This is a genomic window from Pseudoxanthomonas wuyuanensis, from assembly GCF_900215535.1.
Taxonomy (GTDB): Bacteria; Pseudomonadota; Gammaproteobacteria; order Xanthomonadales; family Xanthomonadaceae; genus Pseudoxanthomonas_A; species Pseudoxanthomonas_A wuyuanensis.
Genome location: NZ_OCND01000010.1, coordinates 132,766 through 149,068, shown reverse-complemented (window position 1 = coordinate 149,068; position 16,303 = coordinate 132,766). Strand labels below are relative to the sequence as shown.

Annotated in this window: 18 protein-coding genes; 9 read left to right on the top strand and 9 right to left on the bottom strand. The window is 65.1% G+C overall.

Features of this window, described 5'->3' with window-relative positions; translation table 11 throughout:
• From CRO39_RS17580 to CRO39_RS20615, 3 genes are all read left to right on the top strand, one after another.
• The coding region (locus CRO39_RS17580; protein ID WP_141400852.1) for an RHS repeat domain-containing protein at window positions 1–1,091 on the top strand (1,091 nt) is incomplete at its 5' end.
• Window positions 1,084–1,422 (top strand): hypothetical protein, encoded by a 339-nt coding sequence (locus tag CRO39_RS20620; protein ID WP_141400851.1) that lies wholly within the window; start codon window positions 1,084–1,086, stop codon window positions 1,420–1,422. The genes CRO39_RS17580 and CRO39_RS20620, both read left to right, overlap by 8 nt.
• A gap of 85 nt (window positions 1,423–1,507) precedes the next feature.
• A complete protein-coding gene (locus CRO39_RS20615) occupies window positions 1,508–1,885 on the top strand; it encodes a hypothetical protein (protein ID WP_141400850.1) in 378 nt (125 codons plus the stop codon).
• Window positions 1,886–2,080: 195 nt separating this feature from the next.
• On the opposite strand, the gene CRO39_RS17575 is transcribed toward CRO39_RS20615, so the two are convergent.
• Window positions 2,081–2,782, bottom strand: coding sequence for an XAC0095 family protein (locus tag CRO39_RS17575; RefSeq protein WP_097123266.1), 702 nt, complete (start codon window positions 2,780–2,782; stop codon window positions 2,081–2,083).
• A 682-nt stretch (window positions 2,783–3,464) separates the two neighbouring features.
• Between CRO39_RS17575 and CRO39_RS17570 the strand changes: the two genes are divergently transcribed.
• The 3 genes from CRO39_RS17570 to CRO39_RS17560 all read left to right on the top strand — a co-directional run bounded on the left by CRO39_RS17570 (window position 3,465) and on the right by CRO39_RS17560 (window position 4,951).
• Window positions 3,465–4,325: an NAD-dependent protein deacetylase gene (locus CRO39_RS17570; protein ID WP_097123265.1), complete on the top strand. Its 861-nt coding sequence runs from the start codon at window positions 3,465–3,467 to the stop codon at window positions 4,323–4,325.
• A gap of 120 nt (window positions 4,326–4,445) precedes the next feature.
• On the top strand, window positions 4,446–4,658 hold the full coding sequence (locus CRO39_RS17565; RefSeq protein ID WP_202926308.1) for a hypothetical protein: 213 nt from the start codon (window positions 4,446–4,448) through the stop codon (window positions 4,656–4,658).
• On the top strand, window positions 4,655–4,951 hold the full coding sequence (locus CRO39_RS17560) for a type II toxin-antitoxin system RelE/ParE family toxin (RefSeq protein WP_097123264.1): 297 nt from the start codon (window positions 4,655–4,657) through the stop codon (window positions 4,949–4,951). The genes CRO39_RS17565 and CRO39_RS17560 overlap by 4 nt, the downstream gene beginning before the upstream one ends.
• Window positions 4,952–5,126: 175 nt before the next feature.
• On the opposite strand, the gene CRO39_RS17555 is transcribed toward CRO39_RS17560, so the two are convergent.
• Window positions 5,127–6,278: a hypothetical protein gene (locus CRO39_RS17555; RefSeq protein WP_141400849.1), complete on the bottom strand. Its 1,152-nt coding sequence runs from the start codon at window positions 6,276–6,278 to the stop codon at window positions 5,127–5,129.
• On the bottom strand, window positions 6,263–6,799 hold the full coding sequence (locus CRO39_RS17550; protein WP_097123262.1) for a DNA-3-methyladenine glycosylase I: 537 nt from the start codon (window positions 6,797–6,799) through the stop codon (window positions 6,263–6,265). The genes CRO39_RS17555 and CRO39_RS17550 overlap by 16 nt, the downstream gene beginning before the upstream one ends.
• A gap of 366 nt (window positions 6,800–7,165) precedes the next feature.
• Between CRO39_RS17550 and CRO39_RS17545 the strand changes: the two genes are divergently transcribed.
• From CRO39_RS17545 to CRO39_RS17535, 3 genes are all read left to right on the top strand, one after another.
• Complete coding sequence (locus tag CRO39_RS17545; protein WP_097123261.1) at window positions 7,166–7,732, top strand: YqgE/AlgH family protein; 567 nt, start codon at window positions 7,166–7,168, stop codon at window positions 7,730–7,732.
• A gap of 85 nt (window positions 7,733–7,817) precedes the next feature.
• Window positions 7,818–8,267, top strand: coding sequence for a Holliday junction resolvase RuvX (gene ruvX, locus CRO39_RS17540; RefSeq protein WP_097123260.1), 450 nt, complete (start codon window positions 7,818–7,820; stop codon window positions 8,265–8,267).
• 131 nt (window positions 8,268–8,398) lie between these two features.
• Window positions 8,399–9,343, top strand: coding sequence for an aspartate carbamoyltransferase catalytic subunit (locus tag CRO39_RS17535; RefSeq protein WP_097123259.1), 945 nt, complete (start codon window positions 8,399–8,401; stop codon window positions 9,341–9,343).
• Window positions 9,344–9,535: 192 nt separating this feature from the next.
• Here CRO39_RS17535 and CRO39_RS17530 read toward each other — a convergent pair whose 3' ends face one another.
• The 6 genes from CRO39_RS17530 to CRO39_RS21000 all read right to left on the bottom strand — a co-directional run bounded on the left by CRO39_RS17530 (window position 9,536) and on the right by CRO39_RS21000 (window position 16,293).
• Window positions 9,536–11,125 (bottom strand): GGDEF domain-containing protein, encoded by a 1,590-nt coding sequence (locus tag CRO39_RS17530; protein ID WP_097123258.1) that lies wholly within the window; start codon window positions 11,123–11,125, stop codon window positions 9,536–9,538.
• A 255-nt stretch (window positions 11,126–11,380) separates the two neighbouring features.
• Window positions 11,381–11,659, bottom strand: coding sequence for a hypothetical protein (locus CRO39_RS17525; protein ID WP_097123257.1), 279 nt, complete (start codon window positions 11,657–11,659; stop codon window positions 11,381–11,383).
• Window positions 11,660–11,669: 10 nt separating this feature from the next.
• Entirely contained in the window at window positions 11,670–12,479 is an 810-nt protein-coding gene (locus tag CRO39_RS17520) for a carboxylesterase family protein (RefSeq protein ID WP_176520227.1), read from the bottom strand.
• A gap of 201 nt (window positions 12,480–12,680) precedes the next feature.
• Complete coding sequence (mgtE, locus tag CRO39_RS17515) at window positions 12,681–14,042, bottom strand: magnesium transporter (RefSeq protein ID WP_097123256.1); 1,362 nt, start codon at window positions 14,040–14,042, stop codon at window positions 12,681–12,683.
• Window positions 14,043–14,416: 374 nt separating this feature from the next.
• On the bottom strand, window positions 14,417–16,135 hold the full coding sequence (gene ptsP / locus CRO39_RS17510; protein ID WP_097123255.1) for a phosphoenolpyruvate--protein phosphotransferase: 1,719 nt from the start codon (window positions 16,133–16,135) through the stop codon (window positions 14,417–14,419).
• Complete coding sequence (locus CRO39_RS21000; RefSeq protein WP_162125798.1) at window positions 16,135–16,293, bottom strand: hypothetical protein; 159 nt, start codon at window positions 16,291–16,293, stop codon at window positions 16,135–16,137. Before CRO39_RS21000 ends, ptsP begins: the two co-directional genes overlap by 1 nt.
• Window positions 16,294–16,303: the final 10 nt, after the last annotated feature.

Here is a 16,303-nt window from a genome sequence, read left to right as displayed (position 1 = left end):
GCGGTGTCATCCGCGCCTACGATGCGGCTGGCAACACCCTCAACATTGGCGCGAAAGAGTTCGTCTACAACGACGCCAACCGGATGAGCCAGGTCCAGCAGGCCGGCGTGGCGATGATGAACTACGCCTACAACGGCCGTGGCGAGCAGGTGCGCAAGCACCTGGGCACCACCAGCATCACCACCGTCTACGACGAAGCCGGCCACTGGGTCGGCGACTACGACAGTGCCGGCAATGCGTTGCAACAGGCGCTATGGATGGACGACCTGCCGGTGGGCCTGCTCGCCAACAACAACCAGTTGCACTACCTCCAGCCCGACCACCTGGGCACCCCGCGCACGGTCATCGAGGTGGCCCGCAACGTCCCGGTGTGGACCTGGGACCTGAAGGGCGAAGCCTTCGGCAACACCATCCCCGACCAGAACCCGGACGGCGATGCGCATGCCTTCGTGTTCGATATGCGGTTCCCGGGGCAGCGGTTTGATGCGGTTAGTGGGCTCAACTACAACTATTTCAGGGACTATGAGCCAGGAAGTGGGCGGTATGCGCAGAGCGATCCGATTGGGTTGGGTGGCGGGCCAAACACCTACGCGTATTCAAACAGTATGCCCACTGGTGCCTTTGACGAAAAAGGGCTTGCCGCTGTAAGGCTGCCACCATACGGACCGAGAGAACAGCTTCCCTATGGAACCATCTACTGCAACGACGGAGTCGTTGCGCCTTTTGTTAACTGGGGTAAATGGCCGGCTTACGATCGGGAATGTATTGGCGATTGCATTCTGGCGCACGAACAAAGTCATGCAAGAGATGCAATGCGGTCAAATCCTGGTGTGTGTCGTTACTGGGGATGGGTCCCGTTCATATATCCTAAAGGTGTCGTCGGCTTCGACAATCAACCAGAGCGCCTCGCAAGTGAACTCAGAGCATATGCGGTTGAGTTGCGCTGCTTAGCTGCAAAATTAGCTAAGGATAAATGCACAAGTGACATGTGTCGGAAAGTGATTGAGGGCCGAATTGGCGACATCATTAACACAATTCTTCCAACTGTCCACAATGGGACATACCCGAATGGAATGCCAGGATATGAATAAAATTTTGCGCTATGCATCCTATTCCATCGCTGTTGCGGTGATTTCTGGTTGCTCTTCCAAAGCGGATCACTGTGGCGGAAATGTTTATCCGGATAAGGCTGGGGTCGACGCGCTACGGTTTGTAGAGAAGGCTAAAGTGGATTCAGAAGAATTTTGTTTGGAGTCGGGCGCGGGATGTGACTTTACCGTTGCAAAGACGAATCAGGGGTGGTCAGTAGCAGTAACCCGGACGTTCGCGGTGGATGGAAAATGTGCGAGCAGAGTGGGTGATGAGAAATTCTACAGCTATGACAATTCTGGTTCTTTGATTCGCGTTATTGATGGAATGTAACTGCGGCGGCACTCATACTCAAAAAAGCTCTACAAACGCTGCAGGAACTAAGTGCGCGCTCCGCTGTAGCTGGCTTCTACTGTCAGTGAATGCAAGAAGTGCTGCACAATGGGGGTTATGTATTGGCGCTAACTTTCGTGCCGTTTCACTGAGTGCCGCGCTGGTACTGCTATTGGGCGGATGTGGACGAGGTCCAAGCGGTGATGAGCTTGTCTCGCAAACCAAACGCATCCTGTTGGAAGCATCCCTCGGCTGCACGATTGACGTGACTTTTAATGGAATTGGTGAGGGCGACGCGGATAACGCCTATGCGGCAATCCGGCTAGAAACCGGTCCGGCAAGCGACCGTCGCTCCACGGACGTAGAAGTCTTAGTCTCCGATTGGAAATCAGATCATTGGGAAATTCAACAAGACGACGCTACTCGGCTGGTAGATGCAGCAAACCAGCTTTGTAAGAATTAGCCAGCGTAGCCTGGGTAAGGCCAACGGCCGCACCCAGGAACGGAACGGTTACGTGTGGAGCGCCCCCGGGTGCCCCCGGATCAAGTCCGGGGTTACCCGGGCTACACCGGCTTACCGCGGATCAGCTGCCTTCGACCTCTTGAATCGAGCGTCGGCCCGGGCGAGCCGGGCCGACGGTGGAATACCGCATACGCCTTACTGCAGCGTCCGGTTTAGGCCATCCCCAAAGCCGGTCTGCGACCGCGACCTTGCGGCCGCACCCACAAACCCCGCGTCATACGTGGCCCGCGTTTCGCCCACGCGGTTGAGCGGACGCCGCGACGGCCCGAGTGGTTGGTCTTCCACCTCGTCCAGGATGGCGCGCACCGCTTCCACCCCGTCATAGATGGCCTGTCCTATCCGCGGCAGCGTGTGGTCGGCGAATTCGGCTTCGTGGCTGCCCGCCACCACATCGCCATGTGCCGAGATGGTCTGAATAAGAAGGTCCAGTGAATCAATCTGGCCCAGGGTGACTCCGAAGGAATAACGTTCGGCGACGGCGACGGAAATCTGCTGCATCTTCTCGGACGCATTGTCTTCGTCTTCGTCTTCGTCCTCCTCGTCCTCGTCTTCTTCCTCCGCAACCGCTTCCTCCGCCTTCATCTTCGCCTTCCGCTGCACGGGCCGCGACAGCTCTTCCAACACCAGGTCAACCTGCTCTGACAGCAACGCCAGGCAGACCGAAAGCTCACCCATGCGTACCTCCGGCGTGCCTTTTCCCGCCTCATCCGACGTGCGCGGCTGCGTCAGCCGGGACAGGAACTCCGTGTAATCGCGCAGCTTCTTCAGCCGGAACTGGCTGTCCTCCGGCAGGAAATAGCCGGGTATGTCTTTATCATTCGAATCGAATTTCGACATCGTTGCGTCCTCTTTCCATGAAGTGACCCGCAGCCGAACGGCGACGGGAAGTCGGGAGGCTAGAAACCGCTAGTAGCCGGCGGGCGTATTCCCCCGAAGGGTGTTGTATTAGCCGCCCTCCCGACGCAGGCATCACGTCGGTTTATGCCCGAGGATTGGGCACAAAAAACCCACCGGTTTGACGGAGGTGGGTACCGCTACTAGACGGAGTTTCTAGGCTCCTTGGTTTGAAGAGTGCACCCAGGAAATGGCGGTTGTCAACTGTCAGATTGAAGAACTATGAGGTGCACTTTGACCGTGAGTTTTCATCGGGCGATGGTCGCTTCTGCGGTGCCATCGCGGGTTGTTTCGGGCATGGCGCAAGCTTCGCTGTTAGAGCGTGTTCACGATCTCGCAACCGCTCGAGCACCCCAGAGCGAAGCAGCGGTCGGCTGAACCAACTCGGTTCTACAAAACACGAACGGAATCCTTGTGGGAGCGATGTGGGTCGCGACGTGATGCTTCTGTCGCGACTTGGCCAGCCATTCGGCTGTTGAAAGCCATCGCTCCCGCAAGGTAGCCCCGACGTGCCGCCGGAGGGCGTGAACAGGTTCTTAGAAGCCCGCCGAAGATCTGGAGCTGAAGGAAGCGGGCCATCGCCCTTGGTGGTTCCGTCCTACGGATCTGCACTACCATCATCGCCATGGAACATCTTGCGCCGTCCCTTGATGCAGCTGCGACAGCTGCACAGGATGAAGCCGGCAGCCTTCGTGCATGGCTGTCGGGTTTTGAACGCGTCTTTGTGTTGACCGGTGCCGGTTGCAGTACCGCTTCGGGCATTCCCGATTACCGCGACGCGGACGGGCAGTGGAAACGCACGCCGCCGGTGACGTATCAGGCCTTTACCGGCGATGCGCTGGTCAATGCGCGCTACTGGGCGCGCAGTTTTGTCGGTTGGCCGCGCATTGGCCTGGCGCAGCCGAATGCGGCGCATCTGGCGCTGGCGCGGTGGCAGCGGGCGGGGCGGTTGTCTCAGTTGGTGACGCAGAATGTGGATGGCCTGCACCAGCGGGCGGGCAGCGAGGCGGTGATCGATCTGCATGGCTGTCTGGACGAAGTGGTTTGCCTGTCGTGTTCGGCGCGCGAGTTGCGCGCGTCGCTTCAGCAACGCTTGCATGACGGTAATCCGGATTGGGTGCGGTTAAGCGCGGCCACTGCGCCCGATGGCGATGCGGATCTGGATGGGCTGGATTTTGCGGCGTTTCGGGTGCCGGCCTGCCAGGTTTGCGGCGGGATGTTGAAACCGGATGTGGTGTTCTTTGGCGAGAACGTGCCGCGTGTGCGCTATGAGGCTGCTCGGGCTGCGCTGGAGAATTCCGATGCGGTGCTGGTGGTTGGGTCGTCGTTGATGGTGTATTCGGGTTTCCGTTTTGTGCGGCAGGCGCATGAGCGTGGATTGCCGGTCGCCATCGTCAATCGCGGGCAGACGCGCGCTGATGATCTGGCTTGTCTGAAGCTGGATGTCGATTGTGCGGCGGTGTTGCCGCAGGCGTTGGGTGGGTAGCCAGCGTAGTCTGGGTAAGGCCAACGGCCGCCCCCGGGGCGCTATGCAGGTAACACTTCCGTTCCCCGGGTGCGGCCCCGCCGCGACAGCGGCGGGAAACAGATGCGGAGGAAGGGTAGAATGGCCGCAATCACGCACGGGAGCCTGGTCATGGCCGCGGTGTTCAAACAGGAAGCGCACAAGCTGATCGATGCCCTGCCGGAAACGGCGGGCTGGGAAGAGTTGGCCGAGCAGGTCGAGACGATCTTGGACATCGAGGCCGGACTGGCCGATAGCGCTGCCGGCCGGGTGACCGACAACGCCCAGGTGCGCCGCGAGTTCGGGCTGCGATGAGGATCGTCTGGACCGACCGCGCCAAAGCACGCCTGCACCAGATTCACACCTACATCGCCCAAGACCAGCCGTTGAATGCCGATCGCGTGGTTGATCGGCTGACACAACGTGTAGTGCAACTGATCGAGCACCCGCGTTCCGGTCGCATGGTCGAGAAGTACCAACGCGACGAGTTGCGCGAGCTGACCGAGGCGCCGTACCGGATCATCTACCTGATCTTGCCTGAGCGGATCGACATCGTGACGGTGCGCGACAGCCGGCGCGTGCTGCCGCGGCGCCTGACGGACCTGTAGCTGGCGGTTGCGCTGCGCTGCAGCCGGTCGCGAAACGTCATCGCGACGGACACATCCCAGGGGCCCGGCTTAACGGCTGCGCCGTTCAAGCCGAAGCCGCTTCGCTGCGCCGACCGTCGTCGCGATCCGACCCAAGCAGAGGGAGAGGGGCTCAGGCGGCTTTGTCAGCCCGGGATCAGTCCGCAGTCGCGGACTGCGAAACGATATCGATCGCGAACAGCTGGCGTTGGCTGCTGAGCGGGAGCTCGGCGATTTGTTCGCCGGGGGCCGAATACAGCCACAGGCTGCAGCAGCTTTCGTAGGACATGCGGTAACTGCTGAGGAAATGCACGATGCTTGCGCTGTAGCAGCGGTCATCGACGCGGACCGGGAATTCCTCGACGAACTCGAAGGTGTAGTGGCCGGCGTCGCGCCAGGGCCAGGCGTTGCCATCTTCGGGATTGGCATCGGCCGGTGATGGGCAGGCTGCGTCGGATAGTTCCTTGCCGTTGCGCCGGGCCTGCGCCAGGCGCTGCAACTGCCGGGCGATGGCGGCATCCAGCTTGGTATCGCGAGGTGTCGTGTCGTTGTCGCCATCCGCATGCTCGGGCGCCAGCGTGTGGGTATGGCGGTATTTCAATTGCAGGGCCGGTGCCGCGAAGCCGGTGGCGGCGTCGTGTTCCAGCGGGCGGTGCAGGGTCAGCAGGTCCTGGCCATAGTGGCTGTCGCGATAGGCCAGGTAGGTGCGTCCGTCCAGCCGCACCAGGGCAATCTGCTGGTCGCCGCCGCGGCCGTTGATGCTGTAGCCGGCGTCTTCCGGGTATTCGCTGTGGACGGCAGCGACGAAGCCGTGGTCGGGGTCGCGCCGGTAAGCCAGCACTTGCGAAAACAGGCCGGTGCCGCCGACATAGACCGTCACCAGCAAATCGCGCTGGCCGTCCTCGTCCAGGTCGATCAGGATGAAGCCGATATGGCCGTTCTCCGAAAAGAACAGATCGGCCGGTTGCGGCTGCAGGAACTTCAGCAGGTGTTCCCAGTCCTCCTGCGGTACCTGCGGTGGACGTGGGCCAATCGGCAGGGGATTGCCGCTGGCGTCATAAAGCTCCAGGACAAAGTCGATGCTGCCGCGGGTGGCGTGGCGCTGCAGCACCTCCTGCAATGGATCGGCTTGCTGCTGCATGGCCTCGGATAGCTCGCGCTGCAACTGCTGCAGGGCGCGCAGCTGCGGGTCCGCCGCGGTAGAGGCAGGGCGGGCGTTGGCCAGCGGGGCGAGGGTCAATAGGGCGAGGACCAGCAGGGCAAAGCCAAGAAGAACCCGGAATCCGGAGGCGATCAGACCGATTGCCAAGGCGTGCCTTTGCGGGTCAGGTGCAGGTGGACCGGGCAGTCCTGGCGGTGTGCGCCGGGCAGGTAGCCCAGGCTCATCAGGAATTCGCCGGTGATTTCGCCGCCGGTGAAGCGGAAGGTCTTCTTGAACAGCTTGACCCATTCAGCTTTGTCACGCGGGTGGTGGGCGTCCAGCCAGGCCGCGAATCCGCCGTGCGAGTCGCGCAACCGCTGGATGACCTGGGCGTTGTGGATGGCGGCGTCCACCTTGAGCCGGTTGCGGATGATGCCGGGGTCGGCCAGCAGGCGCTGGCGGTCCGGTTCACCGTAGGCGGCCACGGAGTCGACATCGAAGCCGCCGTAGGCCTGGCGGAAGCCTTCGCGCTTCTTCAGGACGGTTTCCCAGCTCAGCCCGGCCTGGTTGATTTCCAGCAGCAGGCGCTCGAACAGGACTGCCTCGTCGCGCTGCGGGAAGCCGTACTCCTGCGCGTGGTAGGAGGCGTGGACGGGGTGGTGGGGGGCGAAATCGCAGTATCCGGACATGCCGATAGCATAGAGCGTGCTGCGGCCGGATGCTGCCCTCCTCACCCCAACCCTCTCCCCCGCGAGCGGGGGAGAGGGGGCTAAAAGCAGCATCCGGGTGCTGTCGACCGTGCATATGCGCTTTTCTCCTGTCCCCGCTCGCGGAAGAGGGGGCTGAAAGCAGCATGCGGATGCTGTCTACCGCGCGATGTGAAAGCGGGACGGCGCCCGCAGCGGGCTATCTTCGAAGCGCTTGACTACCCATCGCGGTTGCGCGCTCACAAACCCGTCACGTTGGACCAGTGAGGTGGGTGCAGGACGGACCTTGCGCATTGCCCGCGCCGGAAACGTCAACAGACCCAGGCGCGTAAGCGATAGAATGCGCGCATGTCCGCAGAATCCACCCCGCTTGCCAGTCAGTTGCTGATCGCGTTGCCGGCGCTGGACGACCCCAACTTCGCCCGCGGCGTGGCGCTGATCTGCCAGCACGACGATGAGGGCGCAATGGGGGTCATCATCAATCGCGCCTCGGAGTACACGCTGGGCGACGTGCTGTCGCAGATGAACCTGGACACCCAGGACGAGGCGTTGCGCCAGCAGGTGGTGTTGAGCGGCGGGCCGGTACATCCCGAGCGTGGCTTTGTGCTGCACGACGATGCGCGCGGCTGGGACTCGCAGTTGGAAGTGGCCGATGGCCTGTACCTGACGACCTCGCGCGACATCCTTGAGGCGATGGCGCGCGGCGATGGCCCGGCGCACGCGGTGGTTGCGCTGGGCTGCGCGGGCTGGGGCGCCGGGCAACTGGAATTCGAGCTGGGCGAGAACAGCTGGCTGACCGCGCCGGCCGATGCCGAACTGGTTTTCTCGTTGCCATTGGAGCAGCGTTGGCAGGCCGCCGGCAGCCGTATCGGCGTGGACATGACCCGGCTGACGGATTACAGCGGACACGCATGAAACCCTGTCTGCCGGATCCGGGGTGCGGTCGCCGCCGGCGCGCGTTGGCGCGACAGCAGCGTCGCCGGCAGGGCAGGAGACGGACATGAAGCTGGATGGCACCGTACTGGGATTCGATGTGGGCGCGCGCCGCATTGGCGTGGCGGTGGGCAGTGCGTTTGGCGTGGGCGCCCGCGCGCTGGCGGTGATCGATGTGCATGGGCACGGCCCGGACTGGCCGGCCATCGACAAGCTGCATGCCGAATGGCGGCCGGATGGGTTGGTGGTTGGCGATCCGATGACGCTGGACGGCGGCGACCAGCCTATCCGCAAGCGCGCCCACGCCTTCGCGCGCGAGCTGCGCCTGCGCTACAAGCTGCCGGTGGTGCTGGTGGACGAGCGCGCCAGTTCGATCGAGGCGGCGCAACGCTTTGCGCTGGACCGGGCGCAGGGCCGCAAGCGCAAGCGCGATGCCGCGGCGCTGGATGCGGTGGCGGCGGCGGTCATCATCGAACGCTGGCTGGCGGCGCCATGCGACGCCACGCGGGTGGAGTGAGTCTTGCGCAATAGCCGCCGGCAAGCCGTTTCCGTTCCCTCATCCGGCGCTGCGCGCCACCCCGTATCAAGTACGGGGCAGGCTCTTCTCCCGGCGGGAGAAGGGAAACTTCGACAACCTGGAACCTGTGCATGACCCAACAACTCGATTCCGATGGACGCTTGCGGCATCTGCTGACCCTGGATGGTTTGCCCAAGGAAATCCTGTGCCGGTTGCTGGACCGGGCCGGGCAGATTCGCGACACCGCGTTGGGACGTACCCAGCGCCGCCACTCGCTGGACGGGGCCACCGTCTGCACGCTGTTTTTCGAGCCCTCCACCCGCACCCGCAGTTCGTTCCAGATTGCCGCGCAGCGGCTGGGGGCGGATGTGCTGAATTTCGACGCGTCCACGTCTTCCACCCGCAAGGGCGAGACGGCGCGCGACACCTTGCGCAACCTGGAAGCGATGGGCGTGCGCGGCTTCGTGGTCCGGCATGCGGAAGACGGCGCGGTGGAGGCGCTGGCCGGCGAGGCCGGCGAGGGCACGGCGGTGATCAACGCCGGCGACGGCCGCAGCGCGCATCCCACCCAGGGCCTGCTGGACGTATTGACGCTGCGCCAGGCCAAGGGCGCGGATTTTTCGAAGCTGAAAGTGCTGATGGTGGGCGACGTCAACCACTCGCGGGTGGCGCGTTCGGACCTGCACGCGCTGCGCACGCTGGGTGCGGGCGAAATCCGTGTCTGCGGCCCGCAGGCGCTGCTGCCGCAGGACGATACTTTGCACGGCTGCGTGGTCGGCGATGATTTCGATGCGATGCTGGAAGGCGTGGATGCGGTGATGATGTTGCGCCTGCAGCGCGAGCGCATGGAGGAAGGCCTGGTGGCCTCTCTGCAGGATTACCACGACCACTACGGCCTGACCGCGCAGCGGTTGACGCGGGCGGCATCCGATGCGGTGGTGCTGCACCCGGGACCGATCAACCGCGGCGTCGAAATCACCGACGAGGTCGCCGACGGCCCGCAATCGCTGGTGCTGCGCCAGGTCAGCAATGGCGTGGCGATCCGGATGGCGGTGCTGGAAACGCTGCTGGGTTGATGGTCTGTGTTTGATGGCTTTGTTGCGTTCCGGCAAGAAAGCGAAAGCAGCGGAGCAAGCTCCGCTCTACACCCTCGAACTTCTGTCCCTGTGGGAGCGACGTGAGTCGCGATAGGTTACCGGTAAAGCCTCATCGCGACTTACCGGCGCCGGCATGCCGGCGCCACTCCTACAGGGATGGAGGCGTGCATCTCAATCGTCGGCCACCAGCACGCAGTTCTTGCCCGCGGTCTTGGCCTGGTACATGGCGCGGTCGGCGCGCCGGATCACATCGTCCTGGGTTTCCGGGTGGCGCCAGCGGGCCACGCCGGCGCTGAAGGTCACGAATACCCGCTGGTCCTGGTGCAGGAACGGCCGTTGCGCCAGCCGCTGCTGGATCCGTTGCAGGGTCGCCTGGCTCTGGCCCAGCGAAACGTCCGGCAACAGCAGCACGAATTCCTCGCCGCCGAAACGCGCGACCGCGTCGCTGCTGCGCAACGTGCGCCGGATTACATCGACCACATGGCACAACGCGATATCGCCGCCGGGATGGCCGTGGTTGGCGTTGAGCTGGCGGAAATCGTCCAGATCCAGCATCGCCACGCACAGCGGCTGGCCGCTGCGTTCGGCGCGGGTGGACTCGCGTTCGAACAGTTCGTCGAAACCGCGCCGGTTGAGCGCCCCGGTCAGCTGATCCACCCGTACCAGGCTGGTGATGTCGCGCAGTTCCTGTTCCAGCTGCTGGATGCGCTGTTCGGCCGCATCGACCTGCTGGCGCGCGGCAAGCAGATTGTTGCGCGCGCTGAGCGCCTGCTCCTGCACCTGCGCGGTGTCCTTGAGCAGTTCGTCCATCATCCTGCCCAGCCCGGCGATGCTGCGGGCGTTGCGGATCGCGTGCGAGTGGTAGCTGATGCGGTCGTGGAATTCGCCGGTGCTGGCGGCCATGCCATCCATGCGCTCGACGAAGGTGACCATCATCGCCTTCATCGCTTCCTTGGATTCGGCGATGCCCTGCTTGAGCAGGCCCTGCTTGTAGATGACCTTGCGCAGATCCGCACGCGCGCGCTCCAGGCCGCCGCGATCCAGCGGGCCGGTCAGCAGTTCGCGGATGGCGGCAATCTGGCCCTGCAGCCAGCTGCCGTCATCGAGCAGTTCGGCGACGTTGTAGAGCAGCAGATCGAACAGCCCCAGCAGCATCGCCTGTTCTTCCTCGGCGTCCTGGGCGCGCAGGCCGACGCGATGGCACAGGTCCTTCACCTCCTGCGTCACCGGTGCCAGGTCGTCGCCGGGATTCCAGCGCCTGAGCTGTTCGCCCAGCGCCTGCGATTCTTCGGCCAGCTGCGGCGTCTTGCGCAGCAGGGATTCCAGCGCCATCGCCAGGGTGTGGCGCAGCAGATCGCGCAGCCGCTCGGCTTCGCCGGGACCGGTTTCGACCGCGGGCGGGTCGTCGTCGATGGTGCGGATGTACTTGTCGATCAGCTGGCGCATCGCGCGCCCGTATCCGGTCCAGTCCTCGCTGTCGCAGGCCGACTGCAGGCGCCGACCCATGCCGGCCAGTTCGCCGTGCAGCCCGGCCATGCCGTCGGCGAACGCGGTCAGCAATGCGCGCGGCTCGTGCGCCTGGGCGAACAGTGCGACCAGCGCGCTTGCGGTAATCGCCTGCGTTGGCGGCACGGTCGGGACGCTTGCCGCCGCGAACGCCGGGCGCGCTTCGGTCAGAGGTTTGGCCGCAACCGCGCGGGCGCGGGGCCACAGTCGGCGCAGGCCGCTGCCTGCGCGAGGCTCGTCGGGTTGTTCCGCCATCGGTAGCGTGACCTCTTCCTGCAAGGATGCCCCTATCCGCCAGGGCCAAAGGCCTGGGGCAGAGGGCTTCTCCGGTTATCGGCAGGGGCGGGGCGGAATTGAGTCTCTCCGGGTCCCTCCCCGCCGCCTGCGGCGGCCTTGGTCTTGCGGAGCCGAGCTTGCTCGGCTGCTTCTCGGGCAAGCGGCCGAGCAAGCCCGGCTCTACAGGCTCGAAAAGATCCGGCGGGGATTCCGGGCGCTATCGCCGGCCGGCAATCAGCCTTGCGGGGGGCGATGCTGACGCAGCGCTTCCTCGACGATGGCCAGTTGCTGGCGGGCTTCCTCGTTGCCTGCGCCGGCGGCATGCCTGACCTGCTCCAGGCTGGGATGGGAGACGATCAGCAGCAGGTTCTCGCAGCGCGGACAAGCATAGTCGGTGACTTCATCGTGCAACTCCATCGCCATGTCGCCGGATGCGCCGTGCCAGCCGCAGACGCAAGCGAGTTGCTGCGTGCGCCAACCAGGCTGGAAATAGTCGTGGATGATGTCGGCCATTGCCGGTGTTTCAGGGTTTGCGCTGCGCGAACAGCCAGCGCCACATCGCGTCGGACTGGTAGGTCGCATCCCATGCGTTGTGGCTGGCGTCGGGGAACTCGGTGTACTGCACGTCGGCGCCTTCGGCTTTCAGCGCGGCGTACATCCGCCGCGACTGCGCCGGCGGCACCACGTCGTCCTTGCCGCCGTGGAAGATCCAGGCGGGGATATGCCGTAGCTGCCGGGCCGCATCGGCAAAAGGATCGTCGTGGGAGACGACGCTGGCAACTTCCAGGTCATCCAGGTCGGGCCGTGTGCCGGGAGGAGTGATGCCGCCGCAGATCGGCACCAGCGCAGCGAAGCGCTGCGGCTGCAGCAACGCCAGTTCCCAGGTGCCGTAGCCGCCGCGCGACAAGCCGGTCGCATAGGTGCGCTGCGGGTCGCCGCCGAATTCGGTGCTGGCCGCTTCCAGCGCCGCCAGCGCCATCTGCGCAACATCGCCGTCCCACGAGCGCCCATCCGGCGACTGCGGAAACACCGCGATGGCCGGGAAATCATCCGCATGCGTGCGCAGGTACGGCCCCAGTCCCGCCTGGGTCTGCTTTTCGCCATCGCTGCCGCGTTCGCCCGAACCGTGCAGGAACAGCACCACCGGCGCCTTGTCCTTGCGGAAGCGGCTGGCCGGCACGAACACCTGGTAGCGATAGGTTGCGCCATCGAGCGACAGTTCCCGCTTGACGAATGTGCCGGTAGCAGCGGAAGGCATGGACTGGCAGGCGCTCAGGGCGAGGGACAGCAGGCAGAGGGCGGACAACGTCAGCAGCGATCGAAGCGGAGGCATGGCGGGTGCGCGAGAGACGATGATGGCGACAGCATAAACCAGCCACCTGATGGGCATCGAGTCGCGGTTCCCTTTTCCTCTCCGTTCTCTCAAAGGGAGAAGGGAAATCAGCCACTGAAAGTTCGTGCGAATCAGGATGGCGAACTTCTGGACGAGGGTAGGCAACCTTCCCTGCGGTATCTCGCCCGGCGGTCGGCGGCATCAGCTCAGCAGGAATATCGTTGCCAGGCCCAGGAAGGTGAAGAACCCCATCACATCGGTCACGGTGGTCAGGAAGATGCTGCTGGCCAGGGCCGGATCGAAACCCAGCCGCTTCAGCGTCAGCGGAATCAGCACGCCAGCGGTGGCGGCCGACAGCAGGTTGATGGTCAGCGCGGTGGCGATGACCAGCGACAGCTGCGGATCGCCGAACCACGCCCATACAATCAAACCCAGCACTACGCCCAACGTGATGCCGATCAGCCCGGCAACGCGCAACTCTTTCCACAGCAGCACCCGGGCATTGGAGGCGCCGACCTGGCCCAGCGCCAGGCCGCGCACCATCAACGCCAGCACCTGGGTGCCGGCATTGCCGCCCATGCCGGCCACGATGGGCATCAGCACCGCCAGCGCCACCAGCTTTTCGATGGTGTCCTCGAAACGCCCGACCACGCTGGCGGCCAGGAAGGCCGTGCCCAGGTTGATGGTCAGCCAGATCAGGCGCCGGCGCATGGCGCGCCAGACCGGGCTGAACATGTCCTCGTCCTCGTCCAGGCCGGCGGCGCCCAGCGCCTGGTGCTCGGCCTGCTCGCGGATGATGTCGACCACGTCATCGATGGTGATGCGGCCCAGCAGGATGTTGTTGTCGTCGACCACCGGCGCGGAAATCCAGTCGTGGTCGGTGAACTGCCGCGCCACTTCCTGCGCGCCGTCGCCGACATCGATGGCCGGCTGTTCGTCGTCGATCAGCCGGTTGATCGGCGTGGTGTCCTCGTGGGTGACCAGCGAGGCCAGCGACACCCGCCCCAGATACTGGTGGCGGCGGCTGACCACGAACAGGTGATCGGTGTGGTCGGGCAGTTCGCCGCGCAGGCGCAGGTAGCGCAGCACCACGTCGACATTGACGTCGGCGCGCACGGTGACCACGTCCGGGTTCATCAGGCGGCCGGCGCTGTCCTCCGGGTACGACAGCACCTGCTCCAGCCGCTCGCGGTTCTCGCGGTCCATCGACTTGAGCACTTCGTCGATGACGGTGTCGGGCAGGTCTTCGACCAGGTCGGCCAGATCGTCGATGTCCAGATCTTCGACCGCGGCGATGATTTCGTCCGGGTCCATGTCGGCCAGCAGGCTTTCGCGGACCTCATCGCCGACGTGGACCAGCACTTCGCCGTCGTCCTCGGCATCGACCAGTCCCCACACCACCTCGCGCTTGCCCGGCGGCAGCGATTCCAGCAGGTTGCCGATTTCCGCCGGCGCCAGCGTATTGACCAGACGGCGCACAGGCCCCAGCCGGCCGCTGTCCAGGGCATCGGAAAGCAGGCGCAGCTGGCGCGCGGTCTCGGAGCCTGCCTTCATGCGCGGCATGGCCTGCGCTGCTCCGCAATGGCGGCCATGCGGCGCATGAAGACAGGCTCTTGGCGGACGGCTTGGGCCATGCGCGACTCCCGTGGCGGTTTCGGCAAACCGCGTCGGTGGGAGACGCGGCGGATCAGGTGTTCATGGCGGCATTATCGCCTGCCGCCGCAGATATGGACAGCCGCACCGTGCATGAATAGAAGCGGATGTAGGAGCGACGTGAGTCGCGACCGCGTCAGAAGAACGATTGAAGCCTGCCGTTCGCCATCCGGACACGCCGCGACGCGTTCTTCACCATGCAGCGCCGAGGGATTATCGGGGCGCAATCGCGACTGACCGGCGCCGACATGCCGGCACCGCTCCTACAGACCGGCGTACGAGATTCAGGATGTGGTGGCTTTCAGCCAGCGCTCGATGCCGGCGCGGTCGCGCGCCTGCAACAATTTACCGGCACGCGCGCGCAGCGCCGACAGATCGCTGTTGCGGATGACCCGGCGCAGTTCCAGCAGCGTGGCCGGATGCAGGCTGAACTCGGTCAGCCCCAGCGCCAGCAGCAGCGGGGCAAGCGCCGGGTCGCCGGCAATCTCGCCGCAGACCGACACCGGAATGCCGTGCTCGGTGCTGATGCCGATGATATGGCGCAGCAGCCGGATCACGCCCGGATGCAGCGGCGAATAGAGTTCGCCCAGCGCCTCGTTGTTGCGGTCGGCGGCCAGCAGGTACTGCACCAGGTCGTTGGTGCCGATGGACAGGAAATCGACCGCATCGACGAAGCTGTGCAGCGCGATCGCCGCCGCGGGCACTTCGATCATCGCGCCCAGCGGCAGCCGCTCTGCGATCTCGTAGCCCTGCTTGCGCAGTTTGGCGGTGACCCGCTTCAGGCGGCGGCGCACCAGCAGGATTTCCTCGCGGCTGCTGACCATCGGCACCAGGATGCGGACCTGGCCATAGGCCGAGGCGCGGGCGATGGCGCGCAGCTGGGTGTCGAACACGCCGTCGCTGGCCAGCGACAGCCGGATGCCGCGCAAGCCCAGCGCGGGATTGTCCTCATCGCTCAGGGTCAGGCCGGTGCGGTCGGCCTTGTCGGCGCCCAGGTCCAGCGTGCGGATGGTGACCGGGCGGCCGCTCATGCCCAGCACCATGTCGCGATAGGCGCGGAACTGCTCTTCTTCGTCGGGCAGTTCGTTGCGTTGCAGGAACAGGAATTCGGTGCGGTACAGACCGATGCCGCTGGCGCCCAGCGCGTGCGCACGGGCGGCGTCATCCAGCGATTCGGCGTTGGCGTACAGCGCGATGTCCACGCCGTCGCGGGTGCGGCTGGGCTTGGAGCGCAGCCGCCCCAGTTCGCGTTCTTCCTTGGCCGCATCGCGCAGCCGCATGCGGTATTCGCGCAGATCGGCCGCATCGGGGTTGACCACCACCTCGCCGGTATTGCCGTCGACGATCAGCACGTCGCCATCGTTGATGTGCTGCCAGGCATGGGTGGTGCCCACCACCAGCGGCAGGTGCAGGCTGCGCGCCAGGATGGCGCTGTGCGACAGCGCGCTGCCGGCGGCGGTGACGATGGCCACCACGCCCTGCGACTGCAGCTGCGCCAGCTCCGAGGGGGCAACGTTGTCGCAGATCAGGATTTCACCGGCCACGCCGGCGGTGTCGGCCTCGCGTTTCTGCAGATGCGCATGGATGCGGCCGATCACATGGTCCAGATCGTCCATGCGGCTTTTCAGGTAAGGGTCGTCCATGCCGTCGAACACCGCGGCCAGCCGGTCGCGCTGCAAACGCAGCGCATAGTCGGCCGAATAGCGGCCGGTGCGGATCAGTTCGTCCAGGCCATGCAGCAGCTCGGGGTCGTCCAGCAGCAGGGCGTGCAGGTCGAGGAACTCGCCCACCTCCATGACCAGCGCGCCATGCAGGCGCTGGCGCAGGCGATGCATCTCCTCGCGCGTGGCGGCAACGGCCTGGTGCAGGCGTTCCAGCTCGGCGGCCACCTCGCTGGCGGCGATACGCTGCTCGGCGACATCCAGCGCATGCGGCAAGCGGACCCGGGCGCGTCCCAGTGCGCTGCCGCGCGAGGCGCCATGTCCGGGCAACAGCGTGCGCATCAGGGCGTTCCCATGCCGGCCGGGCGGGTCAGGTCGGGTTTGCCCGGGCCGCAGGCGCCCGCGTGCGGCTTGCGCCGGCTACCGGCCTGCGAGGGCACGCGTGCAGCCACGGCCTGGGCAAACGCAATCCGCAGCGGCGCGACCTGTCCCGGCGGCATGGGAAGGTCC